14 protein-coding genes and 3 pseudogenes are annotated in these 21,424 nt (G+C 60.0%); 9 read left to right on the top strand and 8 right to left on the bottom strand.

The features are described 5' to 3' along the window. Positions 1 to 459: 459 nt before the first annotated feature. The 6 genes and pseudogenes from A4A58_RS24800 to A4A58_RS24770 all read right to left on the bottom strand — a co-directional run bounded on the left by A4A58_RS24800 (position 460) and on the right by A4A58_RS24770 (position 8,842). Positions 460 to 1,281 (bottom strand): hypothetical protein, encoded by an 822-nt coding sequence (locus A4A58_RS24800; RefSeq protein WP_068737186.1) that lies wholly within the window; start codon positions 1,279 to 1,281, stop codon positions 460 to 462. After that, positions 1,278 to 2,348, bottom strand: coding sequence for a tyrosine-type recombinase/integrase (locus tag A4A58_RS24795; protein WP_068737184.1), 1,071 nt, complete (start codon positions 2,346 to 2,348; stop codon positions 1,278 to 1,280). Before A4A58_RS24795 ends, A4A58_RS24800 begins: the two co-directional genes overlap by 4 nt. A 921-nt stretch (positions 2,349 to 3,269) precedes the next feature. Continuing rightward, a pseudogene (locus tag A4A58_RS24790) lies at positions 3,270 to 4,543 on the bottom strand (DUF4238 domain-containing protein). Positions 4,544 to 4,635: 92 nt separating this feature from the next. Further along, positions 4,636 to 5,739, bottom strand: a complete 1,104-nt coding sequence (locus tag A4A58_RS24780) for a hypothetical protein (RefSeq protein ID WP_068737178.1) — start codon at positions 5,737 to 5,739, stop codon at positions 4,636 to 4,638. Between the two features lie 225 nt (positions 5,740 to 5,964). Then, complete coding sequence (locus tag A4A58_RS24775) at positions 5,965 to 7,830, bottom strand: hypothetical protein (RefSeq protein WP_068737176.1); 1,866 nt, start codon at positions 7,828 to 7,830, stop codon at positions 5,965 to 5,967. A gap of 13 nt (positions 7,831 to 7,843) precedes the next feature. Then, positions 7,844 to 8,842, bottom strand: coding sequence for a hypothetical protein (locus A4A58_RS24770; RefSeq protein WP_068737175.1), 999 nt, complete (start codon positions 8,840 to 8,842; stop codon positions 7,844 to 7,846). 215 nt (positions 8,843 to 9,057) lie between these two features. Between A4A58_RS24770 and A4A58_RS24765 the strand changes: the two are divergent. The 3 genes and pseudogenes from A4A58_RS24765 to A4A58_RS24755 form a co-directional block, all read left to right on the top strand. Beyond that, positions 9,058 to 9,465: pseudogene (locus A4A58_RS24765) on the top strand (chromosome partitioning protein ParB); the annotation flags it as partial. Between the two features lie 787 nt (positions 9,466 to 10,252). Further along, positions 10,253 to 10,564 (top strand): DUF736 domain-containing protein, encoded by a 312-nt coding sequence (locus A4A58_RS24760; RefSeq protein ID WP_068737170.1) that lies wholly within the window; start codon positions 10,253 to 10,255, stop codon positions 10,562 to 10,564. A gap of 222 nt (positions 10,565 to 10,786) precedes the next feature. Next, on the top strand, positions 10,787 to 11,899 hold the full coding sequence (locus A4A58_RS24755; protein WP_068737168.1) for an IS110 family transposase: 1,113 nt from the start codon (positions 10,787 to 10,789) through the stop codon (positions 11,897 to 11,899). 392 nt (positions 11,900 to 12,291) lie between these two features. Here the strand turns inward: A4A58_RS24755 and A4A58_RS29865 are convergent. Next, positions 12,292 to 12,543 (bottom strand): annotated as a pseudogene (locus A4A58_RS29865) (transposase); the annotation flags it as partial. Positions 12,544 to 12,689: 146 nt separating this feature from the next. After that, on the bottom strand, positions 12,690 to 14,588 hold the full coding sequence (locus tag A4A58_RS24750; RefSeq protein WP_081422050.1) for a helix-turn-helix domain-containing protein: 1,899 nt from the start codon (positions 14,586 to 14,588) through the stop codon (positions 12,690 to 12,692). A 183-nt stretch (positions 14,589 to 14,771) separates the two neighbouring features. On the opposite strand from A4A58_RS24750, the gene A4A58_RS24740 reads away from it, so the two are divergent. The 6 genes from A4A58_RS24740 (at position 14,772) to A4A58_RS24715 (ending at position 21,237) form a co-directional block, all read left to right on the top strand. After that, positions 14,772 to 15,962, top strand: a complete 1,191-nt coding sequence (locus A4A58_RS24740) for a thiolase family protein (protein ID WP_139069939.1) — start codon at positions 14,772 to 14,774, stop codon at positions 15,960 to 15,962. Then, a complete protein-coding gene (locus A4A58_RS24735; protein ID WP_081422049.1) occupies positions 15,962 to 16,405 on the top strand; it encodes a Zn-ribbon domain-containing OB-fold protein in 444 nt (147 codons plus the stop codon). The genes A4A58_RS24740 and A4A58_RS24735 overlap by 1 nt, the downstream gene beginning before the upstream one ends. After that, a complete protein-coding gene (locus A4A58_RS24730) occupies positions 16,402 to 17,145 on the top strand; it encodes an SDR family oxidoreductase (RefSeq protein ID WP_068737158.1) in 744 nt (247 codons plus the stop codon). Before A4A58_RS24735 ends, A4A58_RS24730 begins: the two co-directional genes overlap by 4 nt. A 15-nt stretch (positions 17,146 to 17,160) precedes the next feature. Beyond that, complete coding sequence (locus A4A58_RS24725; RefSeq protein WP_068737156.1) at positions 17,161 to 18,720, top strand: class I adenylate-forming enzyme family protein; 1,560 nt, start codon at positions 17,161 to 17,163, stop codon at positions 18,718 to 18,720. Between the two features lie 126 nt (positions 18,721 to 18,846). Next, complete coding sequence (locus tag A4A58_RS24720) at positions 18,847 to 20,016, top strand: ABC transporter substrate-binding protein (protein WP_068737475.1); 1,170 nt, start codon at positions 18,847 to 18,849, stop codon at positions 20,014 to 20,016. A 909-nt stretch (positions 20,017 to 20,925) separates the two neighbouring features. Continuing rightward, positions 20,926 to 21,237 (top strand): DUF736 domain-containing protein, encoded by a 312-nt coding sequence (locus A4A58_RS24715; RefSeq protein WP_068737154.1) that lies wholly within the window; start codon positions 20,926 to 20,928, stop codon positions 21,235 to 21,237. The last annotated feature ends 187 nt before the right edge of the window (positions 21,238 to 21,424 follow it).

The raw sequence follows: 21,424 nt of genomic DNA, 5'->3' as shown, positions 1-21,424 counted from the left end.
GTCCAGCATGGGCGATCGGGAAATGACTCCTAAGCATCATACTGGCCAAGGGCGACAAGCGCGCGCTGCCACTCGCGTTATCCAGCGCTTTCCTTTTGTGACGAGGTGGCCGGATAAGAACGTTGCATGGTCAATATGAATAGGTTGGCGGGGTTTTTCGTTGCCGTGCTGTTGCCTGTCCCGTCCGTATCTCACTCCCATCGAGCTGGAGTTCTCCATCTCTGCCTCGCAGGTCCGGTCTGCGCGCACTTTCAGGATGATGTAAAGCCAGCTTTGCTGGATGGGGACGCTCCAGCGCATAATAGCGTGGGCAAAGGCGGGTCTGCTTTGCGCCTTTCTTATTGCCGTTCCGGGACGTTTCCTCCGAACCCGATAGCTGCCCTTCATTCATTGGCAACAATCGGTCGAAATATCGGACCGGTGTTGGTCGCTTTCGGCCAGACCGCCAAGAATCTGAAGTCAACCAGATGGGGTGACATGATCTTCAAGCGCTTCCCGCGTTTCGCGCAGAAAACTGACGATCTGGGACGCTGGCGAATTCCTCCAACCGCTTTCGAGGGCTGGCATCTTGGCGAGTTCGGCACGCGTCAGACCCGAGAAGTCGATCTCATCGAGTTCGTCTTTCGCGTCGATTATCGGGAGTTGCACCTCGATCATTTGTTTGAACGCCACCTGGAGATCAATCGGCCGCTTCTCCGCCACGCACCAGACATTACGCAATTCACGGGTCGCGCGAACAAGATCGTCAAGATCCCCTTTTGCAACGCCCAATAAATAACGAAACGTCGCGAAGTTGAGGCTGAGGATATCTTCGTCAATGGTTCCCACCGTCAGATCTACCGGATCGAACCAGGTGAGCAGCATTTTTGAGATTCGCCGCGGCGGTGGAAGTTTCTTGTGAAATAGCCCGTGCATATTGGGATTTTGGGCGACAAGCTCTGCTGCCTCACGCAACTGCCTGACCGCGTGGTCGACCTTGACCTTCTTGTCTTCAAATTGGTGCATATGGAGAACCGTCCTATGTTTGTCATAAACGGTCTTGACCTCGCAAATTAGAAGATGGCGCGTTCGTACGTCATATAAGGCAAGGTCTATGTCGCCCTTGGCGAGCTTTCGCCGGGCCGCGACCACCAGATGGTCGAAGGTCGGTAGCGTAGTTGCAATAACGTCTGCCGCTCGAGCGAGTGTGCTGGCCGCCGTCAACGACGACACGGCCTTTATGCATTCGGCCGCGTATTTGTTACACTCGCCCCAGTGCCACTGCCGTTGCGCTTGAGTCATGCCGAAGCCTTTGAACCCTTCGCTGTCGGCAGCACCGCCGCCTTCACCGCATCCTCGCTCGGCACCACATGCGCGTAGCGCGACGCCGACTGTTCGCTCTTCCATCGACCCGTGCCGACCAGGCCCTTGATGTCGAGGCCCGCGTAGCGGCGCATCCAGGTGCCGTAGGTATGGCAGAACGTGTGGAAGTTGACGAAGTCGAGTTCATAAGCCGGCTTAGGCGGCGTCTTGCCTTTCCGAACGCGTTTTGGCTGAGGAAGGCCGCAGGCAATCATACAGGCCGCTTGAAGCATGTAGCGCAGGGATCCGCCCTGGTGGAATCGGAACACACGCTGGGTGCCGCGCTCAAGGCCGCGGGGGTGATTGGCGAGGCTGGCCACCAGCACCGGCGGCAAGAAGACCGCGCGCGGATCCTCGTTCTTAGTGATGCGGTGGAAAGCGAATGCCTCGCTGACGCGCAGCTCGTTGCAGGTGAGTCGCAGCGCCTCGCTGATGCGGCAGCCGGTGTAGCAGAGATAGTGCAGGAAGATGCCGAACTCGGCGTCGAGCGTCGCCGCGGCGTCGAAGATCCGGAACGCCTGTTCTGGCCACAGCCAGCCGGTGACGACCTTGCCGCGTGAGCCCTTCGGCCGGCGGATCTTGAAATCGAAGTCGGGTCCGGCGCTCTTCAAGATGGCCGAGATCGGCGTGTAAACCTCGCGATTGCGGGTTGCCGCCGTGTGATCGGGGAACAGCGCCAGCGCGCAGGTGTCGATCACGGTCTGATTGATCTCGCGAAGCGGCGTCGACTTGCCGTCCGACTTGATGAAGTACTCGATGAGCGGCCCTGTCGGCCGCGGGTCGCCGCCCGTTTTCAGGTATGCGACGACGGCGCTGGCGAATGTCGCTTCGCCTGGCGTGGAAAATTCACCACGCTCGATTTCCCGTTCCCATTTTCGGATGACCTGGAGCGCGACCCGCTTTTCGCGAGCCTTCGTGCTTCGGTCAACATATCGACCGAAGTGGATGCCGCGGCCGGCGAAGTACGGGGTTTTGCCCGCACGGGGCGGGATGAGCTTAATCGGCATCGCTCTTCCTCCCTGCAGGCTGCACGGATCCGAACCAGATCATTATCGTCGAACGTCTTGGATCGGCCAAGGGGCGAATAATAGGGGATTCCGTTCTCATCCACGGGATGCTGCCCCAGCCATTCCTGCAGCCAGCGGCGGCTCTTCAAAAGAGCCTTGGCCGCTCCCTCCATGGAATAGACTGACGCGGTCATGGGCGATCCTCCGCCATGCGATCTTGCGTCAACTCGGATCGTCATGCCGGCTTTTCCGCTTCTTAAAGTCAGCTGCTCTTTTTGCTTTTCGGCTGTGTCGCTGCTCGAACTCTTCGTGGGCTATCCGGTGGCTAATCAGGCGGGCTAGACGTAGGGCCGCATCTTCGAACCGAGCGCTAACCGTCGGGCCTGGTGCTTCAGGTGCGGCGGAAGCGAGCGGATAAACCGATGCCCTTTCGTTCTTTGCCGCCATCTCCATGCCTCTAGCCACATCGGGTTTTCGACATGGAAACCGAGGCGTGTGAGGCGGGAAAGGGCGATCCAATGTGCTTGGGGGATTTGGGTAGCTATGGCGTAGAAATCGGACGGGATGCAAATATATTGGGACGATCGCCACATTCGTGATCGCGGCTCCGAAACGTCCAGACTACGAATCTTGGGGCAGAGGTTCGAACCCTTTCTGGCGCGCCATTCAGAATAAAATTGCGAACTCTTATGTGATTGAAATCACGATATAAACCGTACCGCACTGCGCCGGAGCTAGAATGTCCGCATGGAGTGCAGTCGCCTTGCCAACCGAGTGTTTAGCTCAATAACCGCGCGCCGGGTGTGGTATGTTTTCTCGCCGATGGGATGCCGCAGTTGGGCCGTCAAACGGGTACAGAGGAAACGCCGCGTCTTGCCGCTTAAGTTCAACGGTTCATGCTGCCGGATCGGGGAGGGGATTTTAGCTGCGGCTGTATCTGAGTTGATTGTCCAGCGCTCGCAAAGAGGGGTCGCGGTGCACGACGCGAAACCAGCCGTCGGTTGAATCTCCGACCGGCTCGATCATTGCTTGCCCCATTATGCGGCGGCAACGTCCACCGAAGTAGAGTTCGACCCGGAGCAGGCCGGTATCTGCTGCCATTTGTGCAAGTAGTGCGATCTGGCTGGTGCGTGCGGTGAGTCCCTCGCCGTTTTCGTCAATCTCCAGGATCTCGAGCATGCCGTGATCGAATGGGCCGTGAATGACGAGATGTGTTCCCGCGGGCATTTGCGGACGCTGTGGAGGAGGACCTCCCATTTCGCCGGCATGTATGTGCGTGGTAACGGATCTGAGATCTGGCTGTTCTCTTAAAAATTCACGTGTGCCGCGGAAGTTATCGGCTGCTGCATAGAGGTAGCGGGCACTTTGCGCGATCTGCTGGTGATTGAGATAGAGGGTCGTATCGCTGTCGATGTCGATTGGGTCGCCGGACCTCAGTCCCGCTCGATGTTGGAGGATTCGTTCCATCCGGTCGTCCGCGAGGCTCGCTGAGTCGGCCAGTTCGTAGCGCTTCCCGATTGTCGGGCAGTGCAACGCGATCGAGAACTCCGGCGAAATCGGCAAGAAAACCAGAATGCCCTGGGAGTTGAGTCCCCGATCTCCATAAGGAAACGCGTTTGCGGTTGTAACGGGATGGTCCGAAATCACGAATGGGTCTGTGTCGCTTGTTCTGTATAAAGCTGGATAGAGGCGGAGCAGTGCGGCCAGGTGTTCGTCTCGGTTGAGGAATGTCTTGACTGAACTCAGTCGTGTCGCTGCATCGCTCGGTATTGCCATAGCCGGATCTTCATCAGGATCGTAACCGAATTGGCGCACCGCTTCGCGAAGGCGTGAGGCAATATAGACGGGGGTGGTTCTGCTGAAATGAGTACGAAGCATTTGCGTGGCAAAGAATCGGCCAAGGCGAGGCGATCATCGACCGCGAACCAGGCCAGCGATCGATGTGACAGAATATTCCCGACAAGACGGGCCGATCGGGAATCGACGTCGCGGAATAGATCCTCAAAGTTCCATTTGCTTTCGCCGAGACTGACCGTGTTGAAGTCGTTTTCGGAACCGGCGTTCAAGATCGAGGTGCGGAACGAACGATCGGTCTGTTTGTCGAAAACGAAAATAAAACGTTCGTCCGTATCGCCTGCGAAATGACGCAGCTGCGCCTGCGGGACGAAGTGATGTTTTTTAGATGGTCGGTTCATCGCGTTGATATCGGCTATGAATGTTTCAAATCTCAGTCTCTGGCATGGAAAAGCCGCCGCACCTGGTGCGGCGGCTCCGCGTAAGACGAATTCTAAGCTGCGGCGATCGAATCCACCATCGCGTTCACGGTCGCGGCAAACAGCGCAGGCTTCGAAACCGAACCCTTGAGCTGGTCCGGCCAATCCGGATGCCTGTCTGCCCATGCCAAGAGTTCTGTCATATTCAGGCGCCGATAATTTGCCAGGTAACCAGACGAGATTTTAGCCGGAATGGACTCACGCACGAAAGGTGCGCTTGCCGGCTGAATGGTCGCGAACAATGTGTAGGCTTTTGCCAGCGTCTCGATTTCTCCCTGTTCCGCCAGGTTGGTGAGCAAGTCGAGCACTGGCCCCGACGGTGTATTGTAGGCGTCGGACCCGAAGCGAGAGATGGCGTCTGCCACGCGCCGCGAATCCCGAACTCCGATCGACGCGAGGGCATCGTGCAGCGCGCGGATTGCTCCGTCGCCACCGATTTTCGCCCAGTAGTCGGCCTTGCCGACCTTGTCGCCGGCGACCCGCGCGATCACAGCCGCGGCGTCAGGCGTGAGCACTCTGACCTCGCCGTCCCGGACATCCAGAACGCCGTTGTGGATCAACGCCTTGATTTCGACGTCGAATCGAGGGTGCCTGGCCTGATCACCGGACAGTGTCTCTGGAGTCCCATTAAACACAAAGGCGAGCGTGTCCGGCTCGAGGAGCGGGACGACGCGCGTGCCGCCGTTGGTGTTGACGAGGAGGCCGAGGACGAGCGTCTCGCGCAACCGCTGCCCGATTCCTGAGCCGGGACGCAGCAATGCCGTACGGCTCCGGTGCAAGGCAGTCGTGGCCATCAGGTAAGGAAAAACATCACGATACCAACGCGGCGGTGTATCGGCGGCCGATGTTGTTTCCGCCGGATCCTTGTCTAGCCAGGCGAGTGCGGGCGGACGGCAAGGATATGGCAGCGCTTCAAGCAAGCGCCTGCGAAAAGCGCTTGGCTCAATCGTCTGGTTGCTTTGCTTGAGGGTTGCTTCGAGATCATGCCAATCGCGGAAGCCGCCGGCACGGGCGACAACGCCTTGGCATTGATTCAACGGATAGATGAAACCGCTGTCCGCAAACAGCTGCTTCAATTCCTTGGCGCACTTCTTTGCGCCGTCGTGGGAAGAGTACACGCGAAGTCCTTCATCTCGGCCTTGTCGAGACGCGCTGCTCGTCCCTGGCGGCCGTAATGAGGATTCGGTCGCAGGTGTTAGAAATCCGTTGGACGACGGTCCTTCGCCATAGCAGCGGCCGCGCCGACGATGACGGCGCTTACGCTGAATATAAGGTGGCGTTTTTAAATTGCAAATGGGGAAAGGTTGCTCCAAGGGGGCGGCATCCAGAAGGGCCGTTACCGCTTATCGGCGCGATCGCTTGGTTGGGAGCAATTGAGCGCAGCGCTGCCCCGTTGTGTCGTCGACCGTGTATTCTTCGGGTGATTTGCCGCCCAACTCGCGCTGTTTGCTTCGTATCCAGAGCGCGGCGGTTTCGACGTCGAAATATCGGGTCTGCGCGAGGGCGAATAGTTTCGCGACCGCCTCGTCTTTCTTGTATCGGGCTTTTTCCTGTGCGGCGAGTTCCTGTCGCCTTCGGTTAAGCGCCCGGTTGGCCTCGTCATAGCTGGTCTCGCCAGCTGCAGCCGCGCCGATCGGTGTCTGTCCGCCAATATCCCGGTTGTGTATCGCGACCCAGGTCTGCCCTTCCTCACCGAGGAGTTCGATTGCGCGATCTCTGAGCCGTGTGACGCGCGCTTCCTTGTCGGCCTCCAGCTGCGCTTCTCTGGCGCGCGCACGTTCCTCTTCATCCAGGCGTTTGCGCTCCACTGCGCGCGACAGCTCTACCTCATAGGGAAGGCCGATCAGATCGAGACCTTCTCGAGGGGAGAACTGGATTTGCGTCGTAATGTTGGTGAGATCGGTACGGAATGCGTGCCACGTTGCGTCGTCGAACGAGGCGGCCTCGCTGGGGGAATAGGTTCGAGCGGGAGCTTTGGCGGTCCACCATTGGTCGAACACGAAAGATGCTGTTTCTTCCGCTGGAAGTTTTCCGAGCATCTGGCCGACGATCTTTTCGGCCTCGGCCAGCCGCGTTGCCGGGCGTTCCCGCAACTCGCGCGCCTGATCGACCCGCGCCAGCAGCACATGTGAGGGGCGCCAGGTGTCGGTGTGACCTGAATGGACAAAGCCCCTTTGTTCGAGGCGTTTCAGGAAGACTTCAACCGTCCTACCGGGAGAGTTGAAAGGAAAGTTGTCTTCGCCCACGGCTGTCGCGATCTCGTCCGGCACATCAGCAACGGCTTGGTCGAGCCATCCGTTTTTGCGGAGCGTTGCGAGTGCATTACGGGTTCGAAAAGGTGCAACTGCTGCAATAAGGGCTAGCAAAATCGCCGCCTGCCATTCAGCAAGGGGAACAGTAAAGCAGCCTGCGCCGTCAACCGGCAGGTTGATGAGATCACCGAGGCCTTCGCGTCGGGCCGCAACTTCGCAATCACCGTTGCCGGTCGCTTTGGATGGCGTACGATGGCGATACGCATCCCGGTATCGCCTGATTAGCTGGAGTCGTTCGTCCGCACGTTGCCGCGCTTTATCGGCGAGGCGTTCTCGCGCGTTGCTCTCGTGTGGATGATGCAGCCAAATGCGGGGCGCATCGTAGAGAATCTGATCGGCGATGTCGTTCAACAGGAAATCCCGATACTGGGACAGGTCGATTTCGATGGCGCCGACATCCATTGCCTTGATACGTGCAATCTTCTGATCGTCGCACGAGTGAGTCACTTTGAATTCAACGATCAAACGTCGGTCGCGCAGGAGGAGAACGACATCGGGAACGATCTTGCCGTCCCTGGCCTCGAGAAGTGCTTGGTCGAATGTCCACTTTCCCTCGTTGATCACGATTTCCCGATCGTCGCCCTGAGTGACAATCTTTTTTGGCAAAACGATCTCAAGTCGTTGATCCAGGATTTGCTTGGCAAACTTATGAAGCGCGGTCTCGCCGGCGGAGACACATGATCGTCCGTCCAGTTGCGCATGATGCGCAAAATGGTGCGTCTGCACATCGCCTTTTTTGGCAACCATCGCTCTGCCGCAGCCCGGGCAGATGCATTTGCATGCAAGACCTGAGGAGACGTCTTTGATGTCGACGAGCCGACCATCGGAAGCTTCGGCGACGAAAGCACCGCCTTGCTCCGTGCAGGCAAACAGCTGGCCCAAACGTATGGCGGACATTGTTCGATTATGCCTAGAACGGCAGGTCATCGTTGTCGTCGCTCACGCTCGCTGGCAGCGCTCCCGTCGGAAGTGGCAGGCTTGTGACGACATAGAGATTGAGAATGTCTTCGCGGTCCATGAAGAGAATTTGGGATCTCTTGGTCGCGTCGAGCTTGTTCCCGAGCCAGTTGCGCGCGGCCTTGGTGATTTCGCCGCCGGCCACGATGAATGCATGATCGACCAGGACGCGCTTGCCGATGTCGGGATCGAAAATCTCGTGTCCCAGCATCATCAAAGCCTGGTTATGGATCTCGGCGACATTGGCGCTGGAAGCCTTGGTTGTCCCCGAGGCGTCAAGTTTGCCTCTTTTGACCTGGATTCCGAAGTAGAGCACGTGCTGCGTTGGCAACGTGAACTTCATCCAGATGTCCTTGCCGTATTCGAGCTGCTTATCCTTGTGACCGGCTGCTGTGATCCGATGGAAACCGAGCTGCCGAAACAGCGGCAAGAGCACTTCTTCAATCAACTCGTCTTCTGATGCCTGTTCAAGGAAGGCGACAAGTTGATCTTTGCGCTTCAGTTCCGCGGCTGAGAACGGTCGGTGCGGGTTCGGCCCCGGCGCTGCAATGGTATTGGTCTTGAGGTGGCGCAGGTAGCACTGCTTGTCTTCGGCATAAAACGCTTCGAACCCTTCACGGGTTAGTGCGCTGTTCAGCATTTCAAGCGCCTTGGGACGCTCCGATGCCTCGTTATGGGCATCACCCTGATCCATAAGCGTGCGGACCACCCGGGCGAAAGTTTCCGGAGGGACATTCGCGGTAGGCTGAGGGTCGGACAGGATCTCCTTCAATGTCTCGGCGACCCAGTAATTCCTCGTTGTGCCATTATGCACATAGTCGGTATCGCAATCCTGAAAGAATTCAGTCAGATAGCTGCTGCTGCGATAGCGAAAGTAACTTGCCTCGCCTTCCTGGAAATTTCCGCAGATCATGTTGGAGATCTGCATCAATGTTCGTTGCTTGAATTCCATTTTGTATGGCTTTCGATCGGCGGTGCGTTCGGAGCGTCCTCACGTGGCCACCGTATCGTACCTCGTCCGACGCGCAGAACATCGACAAGGATTGTCTTACCCGGCAAGCTGCCCGAGAATAGACTCGGTTTAAAATCGACGACAGGCTTTTTGAAGGTGGCGATGTGCCGATAGTCCGGTGTCGTCAGCCATGTCTGGCCATCACCTTCGTCGGTAGCCGCATGGCGCTGTTTGCGCATTGCGTCGCGCTGACGACCAACGCGGTGAGACTGCCGTCGGAGCGTAGGCCCCGTGCACTGGCAACGACGAACAGGCTGGCGGAGGCGGTGTCGCTTGACATGGCCGCGCATTGGGCACCGTCCGTGCAGACCTATCTCGGTCGCGTCACCAAGACGCATATTCTTGCCGCCGTGCGGGAAGCTGTCAGCATCGAGGCCGTTGACCGGATCGCGGATATGAAGAAGCAGGACATGGCGGAAGCTGCCGAGCAGTTGTTGGTCGGAACTGGTTGGCTGCCGGCGCTGATGCGGGCACCGCGTGTCGCCCAAGCGCCTGCCGAACACCCGCAAGCGGATGCCGTCACGGAGACGAACTCTGACGCGTATTCCGTCGCTGCTGAGTAAACGGCATGACCGGGACCGCTTATCCGGTCCCGGTCTGTCATCGTGCGACAGGCGAAATTTCTGGCCGCGCGCCATCGGGCGCGCGGCCAATCTCACGATGCTCACGTCCTTGACGGGGCGCACTCCAGAAAGTGAAACACTTTTCAAGCTGAAGCCAGCGGGGAAGGGCGCATTATGGTCGGCGCCAGTGAACCCGCCCGAAGGACGGGACGTCGCCGCGGATCATGCCGTGGCGCGACTTGCGATATCGGTTCCGACTGATCGACGACCTCATTTTTCACCAGCGAGGTCAGATCGTGACGGGCGTATCGATCGTTCCTGACATCGAGAGTGCGAGCGGGACTCCATGGGTCTCGGGTTGAGGGCACACCAAACCGGCCCGCAGCGCTGCGAAATCACGCGCCATCGTTCGCCGGGTCACGCCTTCGCTGTCCTTGATGCGCGAGCGCAAGCCTTTGCGCGACCGGTGATGCCAGGTCCTTGTGCGGTGGTGATGGCAACAGCCATGGTGGTCTCCATCAGTCCGTTTATGGGCGCGTCCCACGCAACCTCGAATGGACGGATCAGGCCCGAGGGGCGGCTTCGCCTCGATCGCCTTCCCGCAACGGCTACGTCTGCTTTTTTCCCCTGCCGCGAAGTGGCGGCATTCCTCGCGAGGCAAAAAAACCGTCTGCCGCCGTCCTGCGCTGCGCTGTGGGCCTGACGGCTGCGGGCCGATCGCTCCCCGGGCCAAGGACCGCCATCGAGGCTGCGATGGTCGCGGCCCGACAACAGAACGGAGACCACCATGGCTACCATCGGAACCTTCACTGCGTCGAACAACGGCTTCACCGGCTCGGTCAAGACACTGACGCTCAACGTCAAGGCGACATTCGTCGCGACCGAGAAGGAGAACGACAAGGCACCGGACTATCGTATCGTGACTGGCGCCACCGAGTTCGGCGCGGCCTGGAAGAAGACCGCACGGGAGACCGATCGCGAATACCTCTCGGTCAAGCTCGACGATCCGAGCTTCCCGGCACCGATCTACGCCTCGCTGGTGAAAGGCGAGGGGGACGACAGCTTCACGCTAATCTGGTCCCGCCGCAACGGCGACTGATCCAACCGGATCGACGCGCCCCGCCTCTTCGGAGGCGGGGCTTTTTTTGCGCTTAGGCCACCGTCGCGCAGAAGGAAGGGGAAGACCTTCGGTCTCCTCGTTCGCATAATAATCGCTAAGTCCGTATGTCCTTTGGGTGCCCGGTGACGACCGGCGCTCGATCCCTCACAATCGAGATGCCGCACCGCATGGGTGCGTGGTGTCTCGACACGCGGAGGGATCATGCAGAAGACGCTTTATGTTGGCCTCGACGTTCACAAGGTGAACATTTCCGTCACCACAGCCCAGGAGGGACGGGACGGTGAAGTCCGTTTCATCGGCGCTATCCCCAACACGCCGACGGATGTTGCCAAACTCGCCAAGCGACTGGCCAATGAGGACCGTCGCTTGGAGTTCTGTTACGAGGCCGGCGGATGCGGTTATGGCATCTACCGACAACTTGTTGATCTTGGCCACGGCTGCACGGTGGCGGCACCGACACTGATTGCTCGCAAACCGGGCGATCGGATCAAGACGGATCGGAGGGATTCCCAGAAGCTCGCCCTGCAGCATCGCTTCGGCGACCTGACGGCGGTCTGGGTTCCTGATCCGGTACACGAGGCGATCCGCGATCTCGTCCGCGCTCGCATGGATGCCGTCATGCAGCTGATGCGTGCTCGCCAGCAGTGTCTCGCCTTCCTGCTCCGTCGTGGCCGGAGCTACGGCCCAGGTAAAAAGAACTGGACTCTGCGTCACCGGCGCTGGCTCGCGACGCAAGCATTCGAGCAAACCACCCACCAGATTGTCTTCCAGGATTATGTTGAAGCGGTGTGGGCCGCCCAGGATCGGCGCGATCAGCTCGAAGCGCGGATATCGGCGATGTTGTCAGACTGGTCGATGGCGCCGTTGGTTGAGGCACTGCGGACCGTCCGCGGTATCGACCTCATCTCTTCCGTGATCTTCGTTGCGGCGGTAGGCGACCTCGGCCGCTTCGAGTCTCCTCGCCAGCTCATGGCCTATCTCGGCCTGGTGCCGTCCGAGCAATCGAGCGGCAGTCGCATCCGGCGCGGCGGGATCACTCGGGCTGGCAATAGCGAGGCGCGCCGCATGCTGGTGGAAGCAGCCTGGAGTTATCGCTATCAGCCGCGCGTCTCGTCGGGCAAGACCGACATTGTGGGGCGTCAACCAAAGCCAGTGCGGGACATTGCATGGAAGGCGCAGGTTCGTCTCTGCAGCCGCTATCGCAAGCTCGCCGCCGCAGGCAAGAAGCCCACGGTAGTGATCACGGCGATCGCCCGCGAACTCAGCGGCTTTGTTTGGGCGATCGGTCACGCCGTGAGGTCTGGGGTGCCGTAGGCGTAAATCCGCCGACCTGTTCGGCCGGGGGCGGAGCGCAAGGTCAGGCAATCCTCGAGAGCCCAGTGGGCCGGTTCAATCCGATGCCCGTGCTAAGTCAGAGGCAGGCCGCGACGAAAAGCGTTCATGCGGTATCCAACCCGCGAATGGAAGATTGATCGACCGTCGCCATCGGCGCTTCGCCCCCGATCCAACAGGAAAAGAAGACTTCTCTGTCGCCGTGCCTTCGGCACGGCGAGGGTTCTCGCACGTCTTTTTACTTGCAAAAGGACATGGAAGGGCTCCGCCCTCGCGCGCGCAAGGGTAAAGCACCGTTCCGGTGCCGGCCGGAGCGGTTTCCCCGGTCTTCCGCGCCGTCGCTGCATTTTCATGACGACATGAATGCGAGGCGCGTGCAGACGCGCGCGTAGCCGGCGCTCCGACCGGATGCCGTAGCAGTAGCCGACCAGCAGCATCCGGACGAGCAGCTCGGGATCAATCGATGGCCGTCCGGTCGAACTGTAGAATGGTGCCAGCTCGCTCCGAATGATTGACAGCTCGACGAACCGGTCGATGTTCCTCAGCAGATGAGAGGCTGGAACGTGTCGCTACAGCGAGAACTCGTAGAACAGAGCCGCCTGATCAGTCTCCTGTGAACCCATCATCGATTCAGCCTCCGCCGATACCGAGATTGAATCAGCGATGGCGCCACGCTTCAACGCGGGAGTTTTTCAACAAAATCGGCGCAATGCGGTCTTTGCGCCGTGTCATTGGGGGCATCTTGTTGTGCTGACGCGGTTGTTTTCAGGTCTCATTTGGTAGCAAGGCCGAGCCTGAGCATATGCAGCTTTAATGCTGTTTGCACCTCGAAGGATCTGCCGGCTGTACGCCAGTTTCCGAGCAGTCGCTCGACGCTATCAAGTCGCTGCCGAAGAGTATTCTCGTGAATCCCGAGTGTTCTGGCGGCCATGCCGGTATTATAGCCGCTGTCTAAGTAGCAAGACATGGTCTCTGTCAGATTTGTGTTTCGCTTCCTGTCTTGCTCCAGCAAAGCGCCGATTGTGTGCCTGATATACGCATCGAGTTCTTCGCGGGATCGCTCGGCAAACATGACGGCATAAACGGTCAATTCGTCTTGCGTGCATATCGCGCCCTGTCGTGCGAGGACTCTCACCAGGTCCAGGCAGCGGCCGGCTTTGGCGAATGTATCCCGGAACTCCGTGGATGGCATGAACTCAGCCGATTGCAGGATATTGATGCGCGAGCCTGTCCGCTGTTCAACGGCCTTCTGAGCCGCCGTTGCCACGAGCGGTGCATCTGCAGGCGGGCAAAGCAGCAAAAGTCGCGCTTCCAATTCGCCGCCAATGAATCTGCGGGTTGGACATGCTCCCTTAATAACCCGCAGGACGTGGCTCGCCATCCTGTCAGCGATATCGACAAGCAGCATGATTACAGGTTGGCGGGGATCCATGCCCCACTGTTCCATTTGGCGGGTCAAGGCGACAGACGCTTCCGGGTTGCGGTTGCGCAATCCGATGAAGAGTTCAGCGGCGTCTTGCTCGAGTCCCTTGGCGGCGCGATCCAGCGACAACAGGACGATGCCGCAAACGATCGCCCCTCTCTCAAGAGTGCGAATCTCATGATCGCTGAGCGGAGCCTGGCGCCAGACGACCAACGCACCAAGGATTTGGGTTGCGCTGATGATTGTCATCGCGATGCTCGGTGGAATGCCTTGGAAGGTGACGGACACCGACCGGCCGATCGACTGGCTCTCACCCAGAGCGCGAAGCAGTTGGCTTCGATTGCGGGCCTGGCCCAGCTTGGCGCCAACGTTATTGCCGGCAGGATCGACGGCCAGACATGCCGTCTCGTATTGGTGGTCCAGGACAACTACGCCCGCGTGAAGGATCGCTGCAAGCATTTGCGCCACGTCGTCCAGGCCGCCGCCCCTTGCAACGAGCGCGATGAGTTGTTCGTGGACAGCAATCGCTTCCTGAGTTTCTGCGGTCTTGATTTCCAGTGCTTCGAGAGCGGTGCGGGTCTCCTCAAACAGCCGGGCATTCTCCAGCGCCAGCGCAGCGTGTGTCCCCAGCGACACGAGCAGTGCGACCTCCTCGGGCGCGAAGGCGCGTGCGTGGCGGTCGGCGATATAGAGAATGCCGAGCACTTGTCCGTCCAGCAGCAGGGGAACGGCAGCCATCGATACGATTCCCTCTCCTTCAAGGGCCGTATCCACCGTTGTGGCGTGAATAAAGCGAGGGTCGTCCCGATAGTTTGCTGTGACGAAGGGACGCTTGCTTTCGATGATCGGATGGCAGCTACCAAGGTCGCGAGGAACCCTGATGTCGGCGAAGCGTCTCGATACCGCGCCCTCGATGGCGCGAACGAAGAAATCCCGCCGTTCGGGATCATATGCCGACAGATAGCAGATTGCGCTGCCCACGAGGCTGCGGGCGCGGCGGACGATGGCGCCAAGGACCTCGCTTGTATTGCGCAGCCGGTTCAGGTCGAGAGTCGTCTCCTGAAGTGCGAGCAGCTCCTTCTCGCGCCGGCGATAATAGTCTGAGGGCGTGAGGTCGGTTGACGCTTGTGGCTCGGCGGCATCCGCCGAAGAGGGAGGCCCGTTTCGTTTGCGGGATACCTGCCGCGCAGACGGCGACGCACGTGCCGTTGTGGCTGAGAGACTCTCGCTTTTCCGTTTTCGCGCCAATGCCGGTCTCTCGGGTGTTTGCGGCGTGCAACTTGGCCGTCATCTATGTCGATACCAACATAAAAAGTCTCAATCAATGGACTTTTGAACGTTGAGGGAGGCCGGCCGGCCATCTACGGCTTGCACCAACCTGTCGGCGATTGATCGTCGACGACAAACCGACAATGCCGGGAGGAAACAGGATTGAGCACTCACAGGAGATCTGCGTCGGCCGCGGTCGTCGGCATTGGCGAAGTGCCATCCGGGCGTTTTTCCGATCGGAGTGAAATCGAAGCGGCAGTCATTGCGGCGCGCGAAGCCATTCTCGATGCCGGCCTGTCGCCGCGCGATATCGACGTGGTGATGCCGACGGGTGCTCTGGCGTCCCGGCATTTCAACGTCGACCTCGTGTTCTCGCGGCTCTGCGAGGAGCTCGGCATGCTCCGCAGCGCCAAGATGAACGTTCAGGTGATGGCCGGCGGCGGCAGCAGTTCCAGCATGCTCGCGGTCGCCGAAGCTCTGGTTTCGACCGGTGCGGCCCGTACCGTGTTGTGCCTCCACTCCGATAAGGTTGGTTCACTGCCGCGTCAGGCGGGCATCGATCTCTTCGCCACCACCGGCGTTTCCGAAGAGTGGGAAGCGCCTTACGGCCACAACATGAATGCGGTCGGCGCATTGGTGTCGCAGCGCTATATGTACGAGACGGGCACCACCGAGGAAGAACTCGCAGCGGTCTGCGTGTCGCTGCGGAAGTGGGCGGCGTTGAATCCCCACGCCATGTTCCGGCAACCGCTCACGGTGGAAGAGGTGCTGGCATCGAAGATGATTGCCGACCCGCTGCGAGCCAAGCATTGCAACGTGCTGGCGGATGGTGCGAGCGCCTATATCGTCGCATCGGCGCAGGATGCGCAGAAGATGACGAAAACGCCGGTCTTCGTGCGCGGGCATTCGTCGCTGGTGACACACTATACGCTCTCGCAGGATACGGATCTGGCGAAGCTGGGGTTTCCGGAAGCGGCGCATGCTGCCTATGCAGAGGCGGGCCTTCGCCCGCAGGATATCCAGCTCGCCCAGATCTACGATTCCTATCCGGTCTTTGCCCTCATCGCGATGGATGCGCTCGGCGTGTGCGGCGGCGAGCGGGCCGGCGCGTTCGTTGCGGCTGGGCATACGTCCCCCGGTGGGCGTATGCCGATGACGACGAATGGCGGGATGCTCTCCCAGGGACACACCGGGGCAGGCGGCGGCATTGCAGTTCTCGTCGAAGCCTTTCGTCAGCTCATGGGCAAGGCTGGAGAGCGCCAGGTCGCGAATGCCGTCAACGCCGTTGAAACGGCCTCCGGCGGCACCTGGATGGACTCGCACGTCACTATTCTTTCCAAGGAGCCCGGCTGATGTCGTTCGCCCACGCACTTCCCGTCCCAACTCCGTGGAGCGCTCCCTATTGGGAGGCGTCGCGAAAGAAGCGCTTCGTTCTGCAGTGCTGCAATGCCTGCGACCGGCTCATCATGTATCCAAAGCGGTTCTGCCCGTTCTGCCTGAGCGAGGATCTCGGCTGGCGGGATTCCGCGGGAACGGGCGAGATCTATTCCATCACCGTACAGCGTGCCGGCGCACCGACAGGCTTCAGCGAACACCTGCCCTATGTGCTGATCATCGTGCGACTGGACGAGGGCGTACAGCTCATGAGCCGGCTGATCGGGCCCGACGCGGAGACCGCGCGTTGCGGCGATCGGGTCAAGGTCGATTTTCAGGATGTCGCCGGAGCCGATGTGACGCTGCCTGTATTTCGCCTGGACGGCGCGAAGACGCCCGCCAATGGGAGCCGATCAACATGAGCAAATCTCCGCGGGTCGCGGTCATTACAGGGGTCGCAGGAGGGATCGGCGCTGCCGCTGCCGCGCTCCTGCACGCACGGGGCTGGTCGGTTCACGGCATCGATCGTCGGCCGAGCACGATTCCCGGCGTGACGAGTCACGCGTGCGACGTCACTGATCCCGAAGCGATGATGGCCGTCGCGGAACGTATCGGTCCGATCGACGCACTGGTTCCCGCTGCCGGAATCAATCTGCGTCCGGACGACGGTCCGGCTGAAAAACTCGTACTCGATGCCTGGCATCGGACGATCTCCGTCAATCTCACCGGGACGATGCTGGCTGTGCGGGCTTTCCGGCCACGTCTCCGCGCGGACGGTGCGATTGTTCTTGTCAGCAGCGTCGCAGCCATCCGCGCGATGCCGCACGCGGATGCCTACACGGCAAGCAAGGGCGCGATCTCCGCTCTCACAAGAACCTGGGCCGTTGACTACAGTCGTGATGGAATCCGTGTGAACTGCGTTGCACCCGGTCCGACGGACACGGACATGATGAAGGGGATGCGCGAAGAATATGTCCCGGACCGACAGGTACAACTGCCGCAGCAGCGCATGGCGACGGCCGACGAAGTCGCGCAAGTCATTGCCTTCCTGGCCTCGCCTGAGGCTTCCTACGTTTCGGGGGTGATCGTTCCCGTCGATGGAGGGGCAACCGCCCATAGCGCAGGAATTCCGTTTCCGAAGCGCCGGGCGCTGGCAGGCTGAGCGAGACTGGCTGTTATGGACATCTCTTTTTTCATCCGTCAGTGCTTTGGAGACGCTGCGAGGTTCTCGCCGCAAAATGCGGCCATCGCCTTCGATGACGGAGATTTTCTGAGCTATGAGAATCTGGCAAAGCGTGCCAATCGCTATGCCAATGCCCTGCATGAGCTTGACGTCCAACCGGGCGACCGGGTTGGAATTCTGCTCTACAACTGCACGGAATACTGGATCGCTTACTTCGCGATCACGCGCATCGGCGCCATTGCAGTTCGTTTGAATTTTCGCCTCGCGGCGGAAGAGTTGGAATACGCCATCGACGATTCCGGTGCGACAGTTTTGCTCGCGAATACGGACATCCTGCATCGGATCGCGCATTGCTGCGCAGCTCTGCCGGTCCGCAACTTTATAGCGTTTGGTGACGAAGTGCCGAGCCCGGACTGGGCGATGCCCTGGTCCTATCTTGAATCCGGTATGGATCGCGAACTTCCGCTTCCGCTTCCGTGTCCCGAAACACCTGCCATGCTCATGTATACGTCCGGGACGACGGGGCGTCCGAAGGGAGCGCTGTGGTCCCACGGGACCACGACCTGGTGGACGGCCATGCAGGTCATGGAGTGGGGCTTGACGCCCCGCACGGTGACGATGGTCACCGGGCCGATGTATCACATCGGTGCCCTGGAGAATTACGCCCTGCCGACACTGGCAGTTGGTGGGCGTGTTGTCGTGTTGCGGAGCCGGAATTTCGACATTCGGCAGACGTTGCAGATTGCCAGCAGGCAGCAGGTCACCGACATTCTGTTGTTTCCGTCCATGATCTACCAGATGTTGCAGGCGACTGAGATCGACAACATCGATCTCAGTCGCATCCGGCGCGTCTTCAGCGGTGGCGATCCGCTGCTGCCTTCCGCGATCGAGCAAATGCGCGAACGCTTCGGCTGGATGGATATCGTGCAGGTCTACGGTCTCACGGAGGGGACGCCGATTGTCGCCTGTAGCGGGCCGGGACAAGGCTACGACGCGCCGAGCACCGTTGGCCGTGCTTTCCCGTTCGCCGAGCTGTCGATCCGCGACGATGACGGCGTGCCGGTGCCGGCCGGGCAGGCTGGAGAAATCTGGACTAGTTCACCTGCGAATGCGCTGGGCTACTGGCGCAAGCCGGAAGCGACCGCAACGACATTTGTCCATGGGTGGTGCAGGACAGGCGATCTCGGATCAATCGAGAACGGGGCGTTGCGCATTGTCGGTCGCAAGAAGGACATGATCCGCAGCGGCGGCGAGAATATCAATCCGAGTGAGATCGAGAACCTCCTCCTCAAGCATCCCAAGATCGTCGAAGCTGCGGTTGTTGGCATTCCCGATGCCCGATTCACCGAAGTGGTATGTGCGGTCGTCGTACTGGCGCAAGGCCACTGCCTGAGTGAGCAGGACGTCATCGATCATTGTGTGGCTGGGCTCGCAAAATACAAGAAGCCGCGCAAGGTCGTGTTCGTCGACGAGCTTCCTCGGACAGCGTCCCAGAAAATCATCAAGCACGAGTTACGGCGGCGCTTCTCGAGTGAAGCAAGTCCATCTGCTTGAGCTTGATCTGACGTTCTACCAAGGCAGGGAAACTGCCCATCGCATACTGAAAAACAGGGGAAACGCGTTATGACCAACATCACACGACGGACGTTTGCAATCGGTTCTCTTTATGCGGCAGGCGCCATGACGTTGCCGTCTTCGGTTCTCGCCCAGGCTGGTGGCAAGCGGGTGAAGGTCGGCGTGCTGACGGATATGTCCGGCTTCGCCTCCGATGCGAACGGCAAGGGCTCCGTCACGGCCGCTCAGCTCGCTGCCGAGGAATTCGCGTCCCAGCTTCCCGGCTGGACCATAGAGGTCGTCTTTGCCGATCATCAGAACAAGCCGGATATCGGAGCCAGCATCGCGCGGCGGTGGATCGAGAATGAAGGTGTCAACGCCATCTTCGACGTTCCCGTGTCGTCGGTCGCGCTGGCCGTCAGCGAGGTCACGCGCAACTCCAATGCCTTGTTCATCGGTTCGGGTCCGGGTTCGACCGAACTGACGGGAGCGAAATGCTCGCCGCATACCATTCACTGGACGTATGACACCTGGTCGCTGGCCCGAGGCACCGCGAAAGCAGTCACGGAAGCAGGCAACAAGCGCTGGTTTTTTCTGACGGCGGACTATGCTTTCGGTCACGCATTGGAGCGGGATGCGTCGGAGCTCGTAAAGGCCAGCGGCGGAACGGTGGTTGGCGCTGTGCGGCATCCCATCAACACGTCGGATTTCTCGTCGTTCCTGCTGCAGGCACAGGCAAGCAATTCCGAAGTCATTGCGCTGGCCAATGCGGTCGGCGACACCATCAACAGCATCAAGCAGGCCTCGGAGTTCAACATCACCGCCGGCAAGCAGAAGCTCGTTGCTCTCCTGCTGCAATTGACCGATGTGCATTCGCTCGGACTCAAAACGGCGCAAGGTCTGTACCTGACTCAGCCGTTCTATTGGGACATGAACGCAGGAACGCGCGCCTTCTCGGATCGTTTCATGGCCAAGGATGGCCGCCGGCCGACCGATGTGCAGGCCGGGGTCTATTCGTCGCTGATCCACTATCTGAAAGCCGTCAGAAAGACTGACTCGTCGAATGCCGATGCCGTCGTTGCTGCCATGAAGGACATGCCGACGGACGATCCGCTTTTCGGCCGCGGCGCGATTCGCAAGGACGGTCGTGTCATTCACGATATGTATGTCATGCAGGTCAAAACCCCGGCGGAATCAAAGGGGCCGTGGGATTACTTTAAGCTTGTGAGCACGATCCCAGCGGCCGATGCATTCCGGCCGGAAGACCAGGGCGGCTGCCCTCTCGTTAAAGCCTGAAGCGGGCAGCAAAAGACAGAAAGTTCACTGCTTTCTGCTGAGATCTCTCCCAAACTGTAGCGCGAGGCCGAGAGCAATCGGCCCGCTCTTGACTAGCGCTGCACTGCCTTTCTCAAGGCGCGCTCAAGAAGTGGTCCGTGACATTGAGCATTTGACGAAAACCATGAGACCCACTCACTCGTGAGGAAGCAAGCGAGGTATCCAGCGCCAAACGGCTGCTTACCAGCTGCGTCGATCTCAGCCGAGAGTTCATTAGCTGGGACGGTGCCAAACGAAACCGCAGCTGCCTGCTGTTCCATACCGGCGCCAGTGAACCCGCCCGAAGGACGGCACGCCGCCGCTGATTATGCCTAGACGCGACTGCGATATTGGCTGTCGTTGATCGACGGCCTCGCCTTTCACCAACGAGGCGTAGATCGTGACGGGTGTATCGCTCGTTCCTGACATCGAAATTGCAAGCGGGACTCCAAGGGTCTCGGGTTGAGGGCACACCAAACCGGCCCGCAGCGCTGCGAAATCACGCGCCATCGTTCGCCGGGTCACGCCTTCGCTGTCCTTGATGCGCGGGGGCGCGTCTTTGTGCGATTGGTGATGCCATGTCCTTGTGCGGCGGCGATGGCAGCGCTCATGGTTGTCTCCATCAGTCCGTTTATGGGCGCGTCACACGCAACCTCGAATGGACGGATCAAGCCCGAGGGCCGGCTGCGCCTCGATCGCTTTCCCGCAACGGCTACGTCTGCTTTTTTCCCCTGCCGCGAAGTGGCGGCATTCCTCGCGAGGCAAAAAAGCCGTCTGCCGCCGTCCTCCGCTGTGCTGCGGGCCTGACGGCTGCGGGCCGATCGCTCCCCGGGCCAAGGACCGCCATCGAGGCTGCGATGGTCGCGGCCCGACAACAGAACGGAGACCACCATGGCTACCATCGGAACCTTCACTGCGTCGAATAACGGCTTCACCGGCTCGGTCAAAACACTGACGCTCAACGTCAAGGCGACATTCGTCGCGACCGAAAAGGAAAACGACAAGGCGCCCGACTATCGCATCCTGACAGGCGCCACCGAGTTCGGCGCTGCCTGGAAGAAGACCGCACGGGAGACCGATCGCGAATATCTCTCGGTCAAGCTCGACGATCCGAGCTTTCCGGCACCGATTTACGCCTCGCTGGTGAAGGGGGAGGCCGATGACAGCTTCACGCTAATCTGGTCCCGCCGCAACGGCGACTGATCCAACCGGATCGACGCGCCCCGCCTCTTCGGAGGCGGGGCTTTTTTTGCGCTTAGGCCACCGTCGCGCAGAAGGAAGGGCCGAGACCTTCGGCTTTCTTGTCGTTGGATGATGGCTAAGGGCTCCGCCCTCGCGCGCGCAAGGGTAAAGCACCGTTCCGGCGCCGGCCGGAGTGGTTTCCCCGGTC

The sequence above is a fragment of the Tardiphaga robiniae genome, from assembly GCF_001618955.1.
Lineage (GTDB): Bacteria > Pseudomonadota > Alphaproteobacteria > Rhizobiales > Xanthobacteraceae > Tardiphaga > Tardiphaga robiniae_A.
The sequence above is the reverse complement of the archived record's forward strand: the minus strand, read 5'-3'. Positions and strand labels throughout refer to the sequence as shown.